The following is a 17,714-nucleotide window of genomic DNA, read 5'->3' as shown; positions in this document are numbered from 1 at the left end:
ATTAACCTTCAATATATTCTTTTATCTGTTTTTCTGTTATAATATTAACATCATTTTTATTTAAATATTCTTTATACCAAATAGCTGTTTGTTTAATAGCTTCTTCGGTACTAAATTTTTCTTTCCAATTTAATTCTTTTCTCACCAATGAAGAATCCAATCTAAGCATATTCATTTCTTTTTTATCTGTATATTGACTATTAATTTTATAACTTCCTTTACCGATGTTATTTATAAAAACTTCTGTTATATATTTAACAGTATATTTTCCTCCTTCATCTATAGGAGCAAAATTATAACTATCAGAACATTTATTTTTATTGATTAAATTAGAAGCTATCAACAGATAACCATAAACGACATCCAACACATGTTGCCATGGTCTAACACTATTTGGATTTCTAAGTTCAACATCAACACCTTTTTCTATAGCTCTAACTATATCTGGTATTATTCTATTATCAGCAAAATCTCCGCCACCTATAACATTACCAGCTCTAGTACTAACAATGTTAATGTCTTTAAAAAATGATTTTTTATAACTAGCTATAGCAATTTCACAGCAAGCTTTAGAAGCAGAATAAGGATCATGACCTCCAAGAGAATCTGTTTCCCTATATCCCCAAACCCATTCTTTATTATCATAAACTTTATCTGTAGTAATCATAACAGCACATTCTAAATTAGAAACATATCGCATAGCTTCTAATATATTAACTGTACCAATAACATTAGTTTCAAATGTATATACTGGATCATTATAACTATCTATAACTAATGGCTGTGCCGCTAAATGAAAAACAATATCTGGATTAATACTTTGTACTATTTTTTTTATATTATCTAAATTTCTAATATCTTCAATATAAGAGTTTAATTGATTATCTAAATTTATTAATTTATATAAAGAACATTTATTTGCTTCTAAAGATATTCCACTAACATTAGCACCAAGTTCTAAAAGCAATTTAGATAACCAACTGCCTTTAAATCCTGTATGCCCAGTAATTAAAACATTTTTACCTTTAAATGTCTTAAACACAGGGGTTATTTCCAAATTTTCCATGGAGCATTTCCTTTATTCCACATATCTTCCAATATAAATTTATCTCTCTGAGTGTCCATACATTGCCAAAAACCATCATGTCTAAATGCCATTAATTCATTATCCTTAGCCAACTTACGTAATGGTTCTTGCTCAAATACAGTATAATCATCACCCAAATAATCAAAAATCTCTTTATTCAAAAGAAAAAAACCACCGCTTATATAAGCATTATCACCTCTAGGTTTTTCTATAAAACTTGATACTCTATCATCACTTTCTATATTTAAAGCTCCAAACCTTGCTGGTGGATAAACAGCACCAATTGTAGCTATCTTACCATGATTTTTATGAAATTTCAATTCTTCAGTTATATTAATATTTGATACACCATCACCATATGTAAGACAAAAGCTATCTTCATTTTTTAAATATTCGTAAGCTCTTTTTAATCGGCCACCGGTCATACTACTTTCACCTGTATCTATCAACTCTATTATCCAATTTTCTTCTTCTACAGAACTTTTATCTTTTTTTAATACAGTAGATATGTCATTTTTAAAATCTATTTTCATATCATACAAATGTCTTCTGTAATTATCAAAAAATTCTTTAATCATATAACCTTTGTAACCTAACAGGATAACAAAATCATTAATACCATAACAAGAATAATATTTCATGATATGCCATATAATTGGTCTTCCACCTATTTCAACCAAAGGTTTAGGTCTTATACTAGTTTCTTCACCAAGTCTTGTTCCAAGACCACCTGATAATATAACAGCTTTCATTTGTATACCCACACATAATTTATATAAATAAAATTATGATTATAAAAATTAATTATTTACATATTTATAATATTATAAAATATTAATATAAAATGTCAACATTTAAACAATACATTTTATATTAATAAAAAATATAAACTACTCATACATAAAACCATCATAATATATTTTTATTAAAAATTATATTATTAATAAAATAAAAAAATCATGTTATAAAAATAATTACAATTTTTTATAATATATCAAGAAATTCATGGTTGCTTTGTAAAACAATAAATGATAAATTAATACACAATATTGTTAATTTTTAAATAGATCTTCAATATAATTACTATTTTTCAACTTCACAAAATACATAAATTATTCTAATATAAAAATACAAAAAAGCAACATATTTTTAATTTAACAATTATACAGTACATACATTTTTCCTGTATATAATACTTTAAAATTTAAAACATAGAAATATAAAACTATATAAACCCAAAAATAGTTTAATTTTATATAATAATTATGTTACTATATATAACAGTTACAACACAAAATTCTATAAAAACAATATTTATTGTTTTCATTTTATACATATTAAAGATAAAAATAAAAACACATTAATATCTTTAAAATATATTAAATATTTTAATCTATTATGCTATGTATAATTTTATTTTTTTAATATATATATCATTATAGACTTATCGTTCAAGATTCTATAACTAATCATATTCTAAAATTACACAATAATTTATATATTGATATTGTACAAATAGGGTATAATAAATCAGAAAATATAATTACATATATTATTATTTAATATAAAAAATATATGTACTGAAAAAAAATATATATTATACCATTTGAAAAATGTAATATTGATTTTTTATATCTGAAAGTTGATTATGGCAATAATTCTGATAAAATTATCATATCTGAATATTTTGCTGCTAGTGGAAAACCATTAAAGTATGGTTTTAATAAACCAATAAATGATTATTATTATAAATTTTGGGAATATTTTTATTTAACTCCTTTTTTTAAAGAAAATCCTTTTAAATATATAAATATATTATCAGCAAATAGAACAAGAATTGCTTTATATAAAATAATTGATAAAATAGTCTGGTTTATACCTTTTAGAAAAACTAGATATAAATTAAGGAAAAGTATGATTAAAGATATAGATAATATTATGAAACATGAATAATTATTTTGCAAAAAATAAACAACATTGCAAATAGATAAAAATTCACTAAGGTATATAAGATTGCCTAATTGAATAAAATAACCAAAAAATAATTGCTATATATTTCTTGTAAAAATATATAGCAATTAAATATTTTAGAATAAAATTAAATAAGAATACACATTTATAATTATATTCTACAATATAATCATTTATCCTATCCTAATATATTTTAAACCTCTTTCTTCTAAAATATTTCTATCATAAATATTTCTGCCGTCAAATACTACTTTATCTTTTAGCATAGCAGCAACTCTATTAAAATCTGGACGCCTAAATTCATTCCATTCTGTTATAAGCAATAATGCATCAACACCTTCTAATGCACTATAAGAAGAATTAGAGTAAGTAATTTTATCTCCAAATATCAGTTTAGCATTTTCTATTGCTTTAGGATCATAAGCCTTAATAATAGCTCCTTTTTCTAGCAAAGCATTTATTATTGTAATAGCAGGTGCTTCTCTCATATCATTAGTATTAGGCTTAAACGCAAGTCCCCATACTCCAAAAGTTTTACCTTTTATATTATTATTATAATACTTTTCTATCTTTTTTATAAAAACTTCTCTTTGATTAAAATTAACATAATCTGCAGATTTCAGCATACTATATTCACAATCATTTTCTTTTGCAGTATTTAATAATGCCTTAACATCTTTAGGAAAACAACTTCCGCCATAACCTAGTCCTGGAAATAAAAATTGACTTCCTATACGTCTATCAGCTGCCATTCCTAATCTAACCATGTCTACATTAGCACCTACTTTTTCACAAATATTCGCTATCTCATTTATATAAGATATTTTAACAGCCAAAAATGAATTAGCAGCATATTTTGTCATTTCTGCCGACTTTACATCCATAGTTATAACCGGATTTCCTGTTCTCAAAAATGCCGAATATAGTTCATGCATAATTTTTGTAGCCCTTTCTGAATTAGAACCTATAACTATTCTATCAGGTTTTAAGGAATCTTCTACTGCTGCACCTTGTTTCAAAAACTCTGGATTAGATACTACATCAAACTCATTTTTAAATTCTTCTGGAGCATTTTCTCTTATTATTTCTGTTACTTTCTCTGCTGTACCAACTGGAACTGTGGACTTATCTACTATAACCTTATAGCCATTCAAAGCTCTTCCTATTTGTTCTGCCACATTATATACATATTTCATATCAGCTTTACCATCATCACCTTGAGGAGTACCAACTGCTATAAAACATATTAAAGATTCTTTTATAGCATATTCTAAATCTGATGTGAACATTAATCTTTTTTCACCAACATTATATTTAATCAAATCTTCCAAACCAGGTTCATATATAGGTATACTACCTTTCTTTAATTTATTTAATTTTTCCTCATCATTATCAACACATATTACAAAATTTCCCATATCTGCAAAACAAGTACCAACAACTAATCCAACATAACCTGTCCCTATAACACATATTCTCATTATAAGTGTCTCCTTTCATATAAAAAATAATTATCTAATAATATTTGAAATTGAAAACAACAATATAAAATATAAACTTATTTAGATAATCATAATTATATAGCTAATATTTATATTTACAATCATAAAAATAATACATATTAATAAAATTGTCAACTTTTTTTATATATTCTTATTTTTGTGATTTATTTAATTTATATTACAATATAATAATTTAAAATATTTTTACAAACAGTAAAATATATGGTTATTATTGTTAATTAAAGTTATATTAATTCTCAAAAACATAAAAATATAATAGGTAAATTATGAAAAATAAACTATTAATATTTATAATTTTTATATTAACTATAATATCTATTAATAATTTCATATCATTTATATTCTTTTATTCTATATTATCTTTTCTAATAATGATGGTATCTTGTTCATCATTATCAAATATAGATAATTTTCAGCATTTCTATTTAATCAATCAGGAAAAGGAATATTTAAATATCTTAATATTAAACAGTAATCATGAATATGGAACTATATACTATTCAGATAAAGACAATAATTTAGTAGAATACAAAATAAAAAAATTAAACAAATTGGATGGTTCATTTAAATCTGAAACAATTGACGGAAAGAAATTAAATGGTTATTTACCAAATAAAAGCAGCGGTTTTGAAGGTTCTTTAAATAATCAAAAAGTACATTTCGATTATCCTGGCTCATATATATCAGAAACTAATATATTACAGTATAACTATACCAACCATATTGGAAAAGCAACTATAAAAAATGAAATTTCTCTATTTCTTTTAAACAATCCTAATAGTATAAAAGCAATAGATATTATTAATTCAAATATTAATAAAGAGTATGGCATAACAGAAACAGTTAATATAAAAGACCAAAAAGAAATATATGATATAATAGAAACTACATTGAATAATAAAATGCAAAAACATTTTCATGAATTAGGTGAAAAGATTGGAAATGAAGAATCAATTTATTATGTAAAAAATACCATACCAAATATAACATTTATAAATGATGATTTAATTTCAATATCAAGTGATAATGTATCAAATAATGCCGTATATTATTTGAATAGCGGGGAACAATTAAAAATCAACTACATTATTTCTGATACTAATAAATGCATAGAAATAATAAGAGCTAAAATGCTGGATAATAAAAAAATTGTAGAAAATAAAAAAATCAACATTAACAATATAAGTTTAGAAAAAAACTACTTTTACATAACCCCTAATGGTATAGTTTTCAATTGGCTATTACATTATAAAGATAATATCATTAATAAAGAAATTGATTATGTAAGTGTATTTCTAGAATCAAAAGAAATTACTGATGTAATAAGCAATAAATTTAAGAAAATATTTAATTAATAATTATGAATCTTTTTTACAAATGATAGTACAATTTGTTTTATAATAAATATATTTTGGGAAGTATATTTAATTTATAAGAGGGTAAAAATGAAATCTAGTCTTTTAACTTTGTTATTATGTTTATCAATATTAGTTTCATGTACTACTAATACAAGTGATAATCAAAAAGAAGCTACTAATGATTCCAAAACTACAAAAATGGAACTTAGCGAGAATGAAAAAGCAAACAATTATGAAGTTGTATATTTGATAGCTGATACCGGAGAATATATCAACTCAGAAGTAGCACAAAATGAAAACGGCAATTTCGGTTATATATATTACAGAGATGCCAATCAAAATTTAACTACATTCAATATTACAAAAGCAGGGGAGCTTGATGAAGGAAATATATCAGCAACTTCTTATGACAATAAAACATTAGAAGGAAATTTCCCTAGCATAGCATATCCATTCGTAGCTACAATAGATGGTAAAGAAATGACTTTCAAAACTGGAAAAACATCTATAACTGGTGCTAGAATAATTGAATACACTTATTCTAATGTATCACCAAAAGCAGATGATCCTAGATATTTCCAATTCAAAAGTGCAATATTTGCTTTGAATAATGAAAATCAAATTGAAGTAATAGACAAAATAAATTTAGATATAAATAAAGAGTTCAATATAACAAATGCAACTGTTTTCAATGATTTGACAAAATTATTAACAGCTCAAACTATAGTAAGCAATAAAATGACTCCTATCTATGATGAATGGGTAAAATCAGATTATATATCACATATAGAAAATTATTCTTCTCAATTTGGTATAGATTATTTAAGTAAAAAAGTTGTATCTATAAATAAATTAGTTTATGAATATACTGGCGGAGCACATGGAAATTATGCTACAGTAAACAGTGTATACTCATTAGAAGATGGAAGTAAATTAAAAATAGAAGATTTAATAACAGACTTAAAAAATCCAGAATTATTAAAATTAGTAAAAGATAAATTAGTAAATCTTGAAGGCAGAGATGCTAATTCTTATATAGGTTTAGATGAACTTACATTAGAAAATAATAATTTCTATTTGACATCAAAAGGTTTAGTATTTACTTGGGGCATTTATGAAATAGGACCTTATGCAATAGGTGAAACTAGAGTATTAATACCTATAAAAGAAATAACACCTTATTTAAAAGACAAATACAAAACTATATTTGAATAATAAATGTATTGTATTAATTAAAAATAAATATTTAGGACGGTAATATGTATAATGAAACAATTAATTATTACGAAATGATATATTTGCAAGCTGATACAGGAGAATGCATAAACTTAAAAAATATTGTGAATGAAAATTCAAATTTAAAAGATGTTTATTACACATATATAGATAGCAATAAAAACTCAAAAAACTTTAATGTGAGAAAATCAGATGGAGAATTAGTTTTTGATATAAATATGGAAACTACGGAAACAAATTTACCAAGTAGTGAATATCCTTTTACTGCCAAAATAGACGGCAAAGAAATGACTTTCAAAGCTGTTAAAACTCCTGTAACCGGTGCTAAAATAATAGAATATACTTACTCAGAAGATTCTCCTATTAAAGATTCTCCCAATTATTATTTCCATCTTTTTCGTAACTTTCTATATAAAACTACAATATTTGCTCTGAATAATGAAAGCAATTTAGAAAGTATAAATAAAATAAATTTAGATATAAATAAAGGATTTGAAATAGCTGCTCCATCATTTTTCAATGATTTAAAGAAATTATTAACGGATTATAGTATAATAAAAAATAAAATGCAGTCTATGTATAATGAATGGAAGGTGGAAAATGGCTGTGAATATGGCAGAGATAGTATTTCTGAGGGATTCTCAATATACTATTTAAGTGAAAAAATAATTCATATAATACACCGTGTTTACGATTATTCTGGAGGTATAATAAATGGAATGTACGCTTCAATACATTCAATATATTCATTAGAAACAGGAAATAAATTAGAAATAGAAGATTTAATAACTGATTTAAAAAATCCAGACTTACTTAATTTAGTAAAAGTCAAATTACTAAAAATAGAGGATATATGGACTGATTTTTTGGATAATCTTTCATTAGAAATTGCAGATTTTTATTTTACATCAAAAGGTTTAGTATTTAAATGGGGAATATATGTATTAGGACCTCGCAGTATTGGAGAACCTGAAGTACTAATATCGGCAGAAGAAATCAAGCCCTATTTAAAAGACGAATACAAAACTATATTTGAATAATAAAAATATCTATTTATAAAGTGTATAAGAGGGTAGTTATTAATTTAACTATCCTATTTATATTAATACTTGACTTAAAATAAATAATAAACTATACTGAAAACATAAACTAAAAATACTTAAGAACAAATATCTTTGAATATATTTCGAGTTTAATTTCGGAGGTATTTATGTATGAGTATTTTTAATAGCTTAAAACTTAATTGGCATTTCATCAATAACTGCAATATGCATTGTAAGTTTTGTTATGCCTCAAAAGTTTCCTGCAGTATAGATGTCTTTAAAATAGCATCTAAACTTAAACCTTTTAAGTATATAAACTTGGTAGGGGGCGAACCAACTATATATAAAAGCTATATTCCTTTATTATATTATCTAAAATCACAAAATCATGTGCTGAGCATAGTAAGCAATGGTTCAATCTTTTTAAAAGACAAGTCTATACTAAATGCCACTTTGGAATGCTGTGATGTTATTGGTTTAAGCATAGACTCATTAGACAAAGAAACATGCCTAAAAATTGGAAGAAGTATAGGAAACAGCAAAACTATAACGGAAAAAGAATATCTGTACTTAATTTCAAAAATCAAAGAAAGCGGAAAAGAGTTAAAGATAAATACTGTTGTCAATAGGTATAATTACAAAGAAAATCTAAACTCATTTATAGAAAAAATTATACCTAACAAATGGAAAATATTTCAAGTGCTTCCTATAGAAAACCTTAATTCCTGTAAAGAACTTCTAATAAGTGATGAAGAATTTAATTATTTTCTAAACACTCATGCAGAAAATGATAAAATAATATATAGTGAAAATAATGATAATATGACATCTTCCTATATAATGCTTGATGCTAAAGGCAGATTTTTTAACAACATTAATAATAAATATATTTACTCAAAGAGTTTATTAGATGATAATGTTAATTTAGAGGGAGAATTTCTCAAAATGAATTATAATATTGATAAATATTATGAAAGGTACAAAAAAGCCAATTAATTTAAATGGGGTATAATTTATAAAGGAGAAATAAAATGGAAAAATTATATTATGACTTTGATGAAAAAGAAGTAAAAAATATGTACAAAAAATTAATGTGTTTTTTTAAAGAACATGAGGAAGATTTTGAAGAAACTTCTATATTTTTATCAGATGAATATATTAATGGAAATATTAAATTAGAAACATATTTACAATTAATAAATTTATTTATGAATCATTGTATTGCACCGCATAAAAATGGCATGGGAACATATGAAAAACTTTTAAAAGGCGTCTTAAAAATAAAAGACTATATGATAAAAAATAATAATATAGATGAAAATATATATGAACTGCTTATATATATTTATAGTACAAATTATGATTTTGAACAAATGATAAAAACATCTGAAGAATTATTAAAAATAAATAATAAAAATAAAATAGCAATACTTCATTTAGTGAATAATGGGAAAGAATTAGATTATGCTTCTCAGCTTCTTCAAGGTGCGTTCAAAATAATAGATTCAATACCAATATTTATAGGATTTTACAATGATTACACTAAAGAAAAAGATATAATAATTAATTATATAGAAATGAAGAAAGAAAATGAAGAGAAATCAAAATTACTTCTAGAAGAATATGAAGAACATGGGATCAAAAATCTATTGGATGAAAAAAATATTATAAAAAAATTTAATGAAACAATAAATGTATATAAAAAATTAATAGAAGAATTAAAGCCATATAATGGTAAGTATGTATATTATTTTATGGAAAAATATAATTTTAAACCATATAAAGAATCTTTGAAACATATTCAAAAAATATATAAATGGCATTATGAATTACGCTGTATTGAACATTGCAATATCTCTCTGCTTCAATATAATCTTGGATGTGCGTATCTTAATATATATATGATAAATGATGATATAGAATATAGGAATAATGCTAAAAAATTATTTGAAGAAAGCATAAAAAATTATCTTGATGAAGAAATGACAAGTCTATTTATTAAAGACCCTATTATAAAGTTAGTTGATATTTATGATACAGAAAAAGAATATAAAAAAGCTTATGATTTAATTAAAGAAAATCGATTTTTAAATATTAATTTATTATATGATTGTAATTTATTATTATTAGAAGGAGAAATGTATTATAAAAAAGACAAAAATGAAAAATCGGCAAACAAAACTATTGAAGATTTTAGACAGGCAATAGAAAGATTAAAATATATTGATACACATTCCTTTGAATTAACAATGGAAAAAATTCTTCATAGTACAATACCTCTAATATATGAAATGGAAGAAAGCGGCTTTATACATGAAAATAGTGCAAAAAATTTACTTCAAGATTTATATTTTTATCATTTAAATAAACCTAAATTCTATACATCAGCATATATTACAGCATATAATATAAAAGCTTATGACCTATGCCGAAATATAATATTATTAATACCAAAAGAATATTATTATTATAATATTAATAATATTATAAATGAATATTATATAAAAGCCACACACTATTCAAAGATTGATAATACAGAAGAATTATTGGATATCTTTAATAATTCAGAAAAATTATCAATCTTTAAAGACCCTGTTATAGATTTAATAAATGAATGTGCAAAATCTGAAGTTCTAAAAAAAGATACTGATATAAAAAACAAAAATGTATTAATAGATATTTATGAGATTATGAGCAATACAAGAAAAGAACTTGTAGTTATGCGTTTATTTGATTATGTACGAAATGCTGATGCATATTCTAATAAAACCTTTGATGAAGACATGAAAGAAGAAATTACAAATAAAGTTGCCAAATGGAAAGGAGAGAATATCAGTATGAAATATAAGAATGAAGAATATGTATTATGCTATCATTTTCATTCATCAAATAAGATTGAAAAAGATGAAAATGGAGAAACTATAAAGGATAATAGAGGAAAACCTTTAAGAAGACTGCCTAATAAAAATTGGATAGCAATTAATCAGATAAGGGATTCATTAGCTCATAGGGTTAATGAAAAAACGAGCGATGTTAATGAAGAAATTATTAATGCTAAAAAATCAAGAGAGTTTATAAATGCTAATTTTGAATATATAATCAAATGTTTATTCAGTGTAATAATAGAAAATAATTTGCTTACCGATGAACAATTCAGAAGAGATGAGTTTTAATTAAATTTTTTATAAAGGTATTAATTATTATTTAGTTAATACCTTTATATTATTTAATTAAATATATTTCCAAGTGTAGCCTTTCTTCATTTCTAGAATTTGATCAACAGTACCTTTCGCAATAATTTCTCCGCCGTTAGTGCCGCCTTCCAATCCTAAATCGATTATGTAATCGGCAGCTTTTATAACATCAGGATTATGTTCTATTATTATAACGCTATGTCCTTTCTCTACTAATTTATTTAAAGCTATAAGAAGTTTATTAACATCATCAAAATGAAGACCTGTAGTAGGTTCATCTAATATATATACTATATGCTCATCGCCTTGTTTTTTAGCTAATTCTGTAGCAAGTTTCAAACGTTGTAATTCACCGCCTGAGAAAGTATCAAGCCTTTGAGAAAGTTTTATATAACCAAGTCCAACCTCACTCATTATAGAAAGTGTTTTTGTTATTGATTTGTCGAAGTCAAAAAACTCTATCGCCTCATCAACTGTAAGTTCTAATACTTCAGCTATGTTTAAAGATTTAAATCTTACGGATAAAGTTTCATCATTGTATCTTTTACCTCCGCAAGCCTCGCAAACAATCTCCATATCGGATAAGAAGTGCATCGCAATTTTTCTTATACCTTTACCTTCACATATATTGCATCTTCCTTCTTTACCATTATATGAGAATCTTCCCGGTGCAAATGCTTTTGCTTTTGCTGTAGGAGTTTTAGCAAATATGTTTCTTATTTTATCGAATACTTTACTATAGCTTACTAATGTACTTCTAATAGAACCAACTATTGAAATTTGATCAACTAATATAGTGTCTGAAACAATGCTAGGTATTTCAACACTTTCAAATTTTGAATATTGATTTAATCTGCGTTTTTTTAGGGCAGGGTAGAGAGTATCTATTATTAATGATGACTTACCGCTTCCAGATACGCCTGTAACAACTACTATTTTTTTGAGTGGTATATCAACATCAATATTTTTTAAATTGTTTGTTGAAACATTTTTTAATTTTATGCATTCAGTTTCTTCATTTCTTACAGCAGTTTTTTCAAATACTTTTTTTCTCTCGCTTAAATAATTTCCTGTAAGTGAATTATCATCTTTTAATATATCATCGTATTTGCCTTGAAAAACTACTTCACCTCCGAAAGCACCGGCATAAGGCCCCATATCTACAATATTATCAGCAGCCTTCATAGTATCTCTGTCATGCTCTACTATTACAAGAGTATTTTTTAAATCTCTTAATTCTTTTAATGTATCAAGCAAATGATTTGTATCTCTTGGGTGAAGTCCTACGGTAGGTTCATCTAATACATAAAGTACACCTGTAAGTTTAGAACCTAATTGACTAGCAAGTCTTATTCTTTGTGCCTCACCGCCTGAAAGTGTTGCATATTTTCTGCTTAAAAATAAATATCCAAGTCCTACTTTATCTAAGAAACTTAATCTTGTTCTAATTTCTTTTATAGCTTCCTTTGATATAGTATTTTCTCTCTCGCTTAAAAGATTTGGAAGTTCATCAAAGAAATGAATATTTTCTTCAACTGTCATAGCACATACTTGGCTTATGTTTTTATTTTGTATAGTATAAGATCTTATTATTTCATTTAATCTTTCTCCATGACAAGAACTGCATTCCTCATCAATAAAGAATTTACCAAGGGATTGATCCTTCCATTCTGAATAATCTTCGCTTGTAACATCATTATTAGAGTGCCATGCAGTTATTACATTACCTATACAATAATCGCCTCCAAAAAATACTGTGTCTATAACTTTTTTATCTAATTCATTAAAAGGAGTTTCATATAAATCTTTCTTTGTTATTCCGCTTCTTCTTAAAAATCTCATTAAAGAATCAGTATAATGCTTTCCTGGGGTAGAAAACATATTATGAATAGCTGTATCTAATGCCCCATCAAATAAAGCTTTTGTGCTGTCCTTTATTGCTAAATCTATACTAAATGTAGGTTTGCTTCCAAGTCCTTTACATTCTTCACAATATCCCCAATGCGAATTAAATGAAAAATGTCTTGGCGTAACTTCAAAATCAAATAAAATTCCATGAAGCAAGCAGGCAGGGAATTTTGTATGGAAACTTTCTTTTACCATTATTCCATGAGAAGCTTTTATATGTGCTACTCCGTTTGATAAATCCATTGCTCTGTCAATAGCATCTGAAATTCTAGCTCTTTTATCCTTTCCAACAACAATCCTATCAATTACAATACCTACAGAATATATTTCTTCCTTAGACAATTCTTTAATATCATCTTCTGTAATATCGTCTATAACATAATCATTATTGTTGATTTGCATTCTTACATATCCAGCTTCTCTGGTTTTTTCTATAATCTTTTTAATATCTTTTGCATCATTATCATCGAAAGTAAATCTATGATTGAATGAGCTATGATACAAAGGTGATATTATAACAAGTTTATGCAAATCCATAGTATCAACAATTTCAGTTGCAAGTATAGAAGGAGTTTCAGCTTTTAAAGTATTTTTATCATTACAATGCGGACAATGCGGCTTAGATAGTCTAGCAAAAATTAATCTAAAATAGTCATAAATTTCTGTAACCGTTGCCACAGTAGAACGAGGATTTCTACTTACATTTTTCTGATCTATTGCAATTGCAGGAGCTAATCCTTCTATTTTTTCAATATTAGCATCTTCAAATCTTCCTAAAAATCTTCTTGCATAAGTAGAAAGCGATTCAACAAATCTCCTTTGACCTTCTTTAAATATAGTATCGAATGCAAGAGAAGTTTTTCCGCTTCCTGATACTCCTGTAATAACATTGATTTTATTTTTAGGAAGTGTCAAGCTTATATTTTTAAGATTATGCTTATTAGCACCTTTTATTATTAATGAAGTATTTTCTTCCTTTTTTGTTTCTTCTGTCTTGATATTTTCTTTTTTCTTTTTTGAAGGCTTTAATATTTCTTTAAGTTCTTTTGCTGTTAGAGATTCTTTTACATTAATTATATCTTCAGGTTTACCCTCAGCAACGACTCTGCCTCCTTTATCTCCGCTTAAAGGCCCCATATCTATAATATGATCAGCACATTTAATGACGTCCAAATTATGCTCTACAACCAAAACAGTATTGCCTTTCTCAACAAGTCCGTCCAATGCTTTTAATAATTTCTTTATATCCTCAAAATGAAGTCCTGTAGTAGGCTCATCTAATATATACAAAGTGTTTCCAGTAGATATTTTATGAAGTTCGCTTGCAAGTTTTATTCTTTGAGCTTCTCCTCCTGAAAGAGTAGTTGAAGGCTGACCTAATTTTATATATCCAAGTCCTATATCTTCCATTATTTTTAATATCCTTGTAATAGAAGTTATACCATCAAAAAATTCTATTGCTTCAGATACACTCATTTCAAGAACATCGTAAATAGTTTTGTCTTTATATTTAACATCTAAAGTTTCTGCATTAAATCTCTTTCCGCCGCATTCCTCGCAAGGCACTAATACATTAGAAAGAAACTGCATCTCAAGTTCTATAACTCCTGCACCTTCACAAGTAGGACATCTTCCGGTTTTCACATTGAATGAAAATCTTCCTTTATCATATCCTCTCATTTTAGCAAGTTTAGTAGCTGCAAATAAATCTCTTATAGGCGATAAAACTTTTGTATAAGTTGCTGGATTGCTTCTTGGTGTTCTTCCTATAGGAGATTGATCAACTTCTATAACTTTGTCAATATTTTCAAGACCTTCTATTCTTTTATGGCTTCCCGGAGTTAAAGTTTTACCATAAAAATGATTATGCAAAGCACGCATTAAAATATTTTCAACTAGAGTAGATTTACCGCTTCCAGAAAGTCCTGTAACTACAATAAATAAACCTAATGGAAATTCAACATCTATATTCTTAAGATTAAATTGATTAGCCCCTATTACTTTTAAAAACTTTCCGTTTCCTTCACGTCTTTGTTTAGGAATTTCTATATCATCATCGCCGCGTAAATATTTAGCAGTGTAAGATCTATCAGATTTTATAAACTCTTCATAATCACCAATGCCTACAACTTCACCGCCATTAATACCGGCATTAGGGCCTATATCGATTAAATAATCTGATTCCTCCATAGTTTCTTTATCATGCTCTACAACTATGACAGTATTATTTTTATCTCTTAAGGTTTTTAATGATTCAATTAATTTTTTATTATCTGATTGATGCAAACCTATTGAAGGCTCATCAAGTACATATAATACCCCTTCAAGTCCGCTTCCTATTTGAGATGCTAATCTTATCCTTTGTGATTCTCCGCCTGAAAGAGTAGGAGAGGATCTTTCTATTGTAAGATAAGTTAATCCCACTTTCACCAAAAATGTTAATCTATAAATAATTTCTTTTACTATAGGAGCACCGATCACTTCTTCATCTGGCTTCAATTTTAATTTAGTGAAATAATCATATAAATCTTCTATAGTCATTGAAGAAAAATCAGCTATAGTTTTTCCATTAAATTTTACTGACAAAGCATCATCATTAATTCTTTTACCCTTACATTTAGGGCATTCAACTTCGTCCATAAAATTAGCGTAATAACTATTTTTATAAGTTTCATAATCGTATTTTAATCTGTCTAAAATTCCGGGAACTCTTTCTTCAACAAGTTTGCTATGATACCAGAATCTTTTTCTCCATTTTACTTCTTTATCAGTACCATAAAGTAAATATTTCTTTTCTGTTTTAGTTAAATCTTTCCAAGGCTTTTTTAAATCTATTTTATAAGTCTTTGCAATAACTTCAAGTTCATCAGTACCATATTCCATATCAAAACCGATATGATCATCTACAAAACATGATAAAGCCCCTTCATAAATATTTAAATTCTCATCTTTGACAATATGTTTTTCAGTGAATACATGTTCAACTCCAAGTCCTCCGCAAACAGTACATGCTCCCATTGGGTTATTAAATGAAAATAAATTAGGCTCAATATCAGCAATAGAGTGTCCGCAATTTGCACAAGATCTTTCAGTTGTGTACAATTTATAATATTTATCTATTTCAAACTGCTTACTCATTTTTATTTTTTTCTTTTTTGTTTTTGTGTCTTCTTCAGCATTTTCTGGAGTTTGTGTTTCTAATACTTCTTCACTTTTTTCATGTTCTTCATAGAATGCTACTAAGCCTTTTGTTATTCTTATGGCTCTTTCAATATCATCGGTGATTCTTGACAAGTATTTATCTTCAACCTTAATTCTATCTATAACTATTTCTAAAGTATGTTTCTCATATCTCTTTAATTCTGGAATTTCATCTTCATCGAATTTATAAACTATATTATCAATTCTTATTCTAGGATATCCTGCAAGTTTAACTTCTTCAATTTCTTTTCTATACTCTCCCTTTCTATCTCTTACAATAGGAGCAAGAACTAAAATTCTTTTTTCTGCGAACTCTCTTAAAACACTTTGTGCAATTTGGTCTTCACTTTGTTTAGAAATTTTATGTCCGCATTTAGAGCAGTAAGGAACTCCAAGTCTTGCAAATAATAATCTAAAAAAGTCGTATATTTCTGTAACGGTACCTACAGTAGAACGAGGATTTTTATTTACGCTTTTTTGGTCTATAGAAATAGTAGGGGATAGTCCTTCTATATGTTCAACATCAGCCTTAGCCATAACGCCTAAAAACTGTCTTGCATAAGCTGACAATGATTCCAAATATCTTCTCTGTCCCTCTTTAAAAATAGTATCGAATGCAAGAGAGCTTTTTCCGCTTCCTGATACTCCTGTTAAAGTAGTTAGTGTTTTATGAGGTATTGAAAGTGATACGTTTTTAAGGTTATGCTCTTTAGCACCTCTTATTTCTATAGAATTATTAGCCATAAAAAATCCTTCTAAAAAAGTTAAAATATTATAACATAAATTCTATATAAAAAAAGAGTTTATCGATATTAAATATTAATAAATAAATTTTATTACATTCCCCGCCCTTTAATATTTACTGCTTAAATTTGAACATAAAATTTCTTATTCCTTAAAATCTACAAAATAAAAGCATGCCCGCCCAAGCGACTTTTAATTTAGAATTTTTACTAGAAAATAAAATTTAAAAATTTATTCACCGCACGCAGAATGAAACTAAAAAACAAAGCTTATTATAATTCAAATTTCACAAAATATTATAATAAGTTAACCGTGCGTTAAATAGACTATAAATTTAATAAAAACTAGGGTGGGATTGCTTTTTCTAATTAAGCAATAAAAAGAATTAAATTAAAATTACAGAATAAAACAGTAAATATAAAAGGGCGGGCATGTAAATAAAATTCTAA

Annotated in this window: 9 protein-coding genes; 5 read left to right on the top strand and 4 right to left on the bottom strand. The window is 26.0% G+C overall.

Annotated features, from left to right (window positions below; all coding sequences use genetic code 11):
* Position 1: 1 nt before the first annotated feature.
* The 3 genes from rfbG to R4K56_RS00490 form a co-directional block, all read right to left on the bottom strand.
* Positions 2–1,066 (bottom strand): CDP-glucose 4,6-dehydratase, encoded by a 1,065-nt coding sequence (gene rfbG / locus R4K56_RS00500; RefSeq protein WP_335771781.1) that lies wholly within the window; start codon positions 1,064–1,066, stop codon positions 2–4.
* Positions 1,048–1,839 (bottom strand): glucose-1-phosphate cytidylyltransferase, encoded by a 792-nt coding sequence (gene rfbF / locus R4K56_RS00495; protein WP_335771782.1) that lies wholly within the window; start codon positions 1,837–1,839, stop codon positions 1,048–1,050. The genes rfbG and rfbF overlap by 19 nt, the downstream gene beginning before the upstream one ends.
* A gap of 1,392 nt (positions 1,840–3,231) precedes the next feature.
* Positions 3,232–4,539, bottom strand: a complete 1,308-nt coding sequence (locus tag R4K56_RS00490; RefSeq protein ID WP_335771783.1) for a UDP-glucose dehydrogenase family protein — start codon at positions 4,537–4,539, stop codon at positions 3,232–3,234.
* A gap of 308 nt (positions 4,540–4,847) precedes the next feature.
* On the opposite strand from R4K56_RS00490, the gene R4K56_RS00485 reads away from it, so the two are divergent.
* The 5 genes from R4K56_RS00485 (at position 4,848) to R4K56_RS00465 (ending at position 11,391) form a co-directional block, all read left to right on the top strand.
* On the top strand, positions 4,848–5,936 hold the full coding sequence (locus R4K56_RS00485) for a hypothetical protein (RefSeq protein ID WP_335771784.1): 1,089 nt from the start codon (positions 4,848–4,850) through the stop codon (positions 5,934–5,936).
* A gap of 90 nt (positions 5,937–6,026) precedes the next feature.
* The gene (locus R4K56_RS00480; RefSeq protein ID WP_335771785.1) at positions 6,027–7,154 is read left to right on the top strand and encodes an RsiV family protein; all 1,128 of its coding nucleotides are present in this window, start codon (positions 6,027–6,029) and stop codon (positions 7,152–7,154) included.
* A gap of 44 nt (positions 7,155–7,198) precedes the next feature.
* Positions 7,199–8,215, top strand: a complete 1,017-nt coding sequence (locus R4K56_RS00475; protein WP_335771786.1) for a sulfurtransferase — start codon at positions 7,199–7,201, stop codon at positions 8,213–8,215.
* Positions 8,216–8,389: 174 nt separating this feature from the next.
* Positions 8,390–9,214: a viperin family antiviral radical SAM protein gene (locus R4K56_RS00470; protein ID WP_335771787.1), complete on the top strand. Its 825-nt coding sequence runs from the start codon at positions 8,390–8,392 to the stop codon at positions 9,212–9,214.
* Positions 9,215–9,249: 35 nt separating this feature from the next.
* The gene (locus R4K56_RS00465; RefSeq protein WP_335771788.1) at positions 9,250–11,391 is read left to right on the top strand and encodes a hypothetical protein; all 2,142 of its coding nucleotides are present in this window, start codon (positions 9,250–9,252) and stop codon (positions 11,389–11,391) included.
* Between the two features lie 57 nt (positions 11,392–11,448).
* Here R4K56_RS00465 and uvrA read toward each other — a convergent pair whose 3' ends face one another.
* Complete coding sequence (gene uvrA, locus R4K56_RS00460; RefSeq protein WP_335771789.1) at positions 11,449–17,265, bottom strand: excinuclease ABC subunit UvrA; 5,817 nt, start codon at positions 17,263–17,265, stop codon at positions 11,449–11,451.
* Positions 17,266–17,714: the final 449 nt, after the last annotated feature.

The sequence above is a fragment of the Brachyspira pulli genome (assembly GCF_036997785.1).
Classification (GTDB): Bacteria; Spirochaetota; Brachyspiria; order Brachyspirales; family Brachyspiraceae; genus Brachyspira; species Brachyspira pulli.
Note: the sequence above shows the minus strand (reverse complement) of the source record. Positions and strands in the feature narration are given on the sequence as shown.

Bases quoted from the DNA above. Each gene is read 5' to 3' on its own strand.
- rfbG (WP_335771781.1), bottom strand. From the start codon at position 1,066: ATGGAAAATTTGGAAATAACCCCTGTGTTTAAGACATTTAAAGGTAAA.
- rfbF (WP_335771782.1), bottom strand. From the start codon at position 1,839: ATGAAAGCTGTTATATTATCAGGTGGTCTTGGAACAAGACTTGGTGAA.
- R4K56_RS00490 (WP_335771783.1), bottom strand. From the start codon at position 4,539: ATGAGAATATGTGTTATAGGGACAGGTTATGTTGGATTAGTTGTTGGT.
- R4K56_RS00485 (WP_335771784.1), top strand. From the start codon at position 4,848: ATGAAAAATAAACTATTAATATTTATAATTTTTATATTAACTATAATA.
- R4K56_RS00480 (WP_335771785.1), top strand. From the start codon at position 6,027: ATGAAATCTAGTCTTTTAACTTTGTTATTATGTTTATCAATATTAGTT.
- R4K56_RS00475 (WP_335771786.1), top strand. From the start codon at position 7,199: ATGTATAATGAAACAATTAATTATTACGAAATGATATATTTGCAAGCT.
- R4K56_RS00470 (WP_335771787.1), top strand. From the start codon at position 8,390: ATGAGTATTTTTAATAGCTTAAAACTTAATTGGCATTTCATCAATAAC.
- R4K56_RS00465 (WP_335771788.1), top strand. From the start codon at position 9,250: ATGGAAAAATTATATTATGACTTTGATGAAAAAGAAGTAAAAAATATG.
- uvrA (WP_335771789.1), bottom strand. From the start codon at position 17,265: ATGGCTAATAATTCTATAGAAATAAGAGGTGCTAAAGAGCATAACCTT.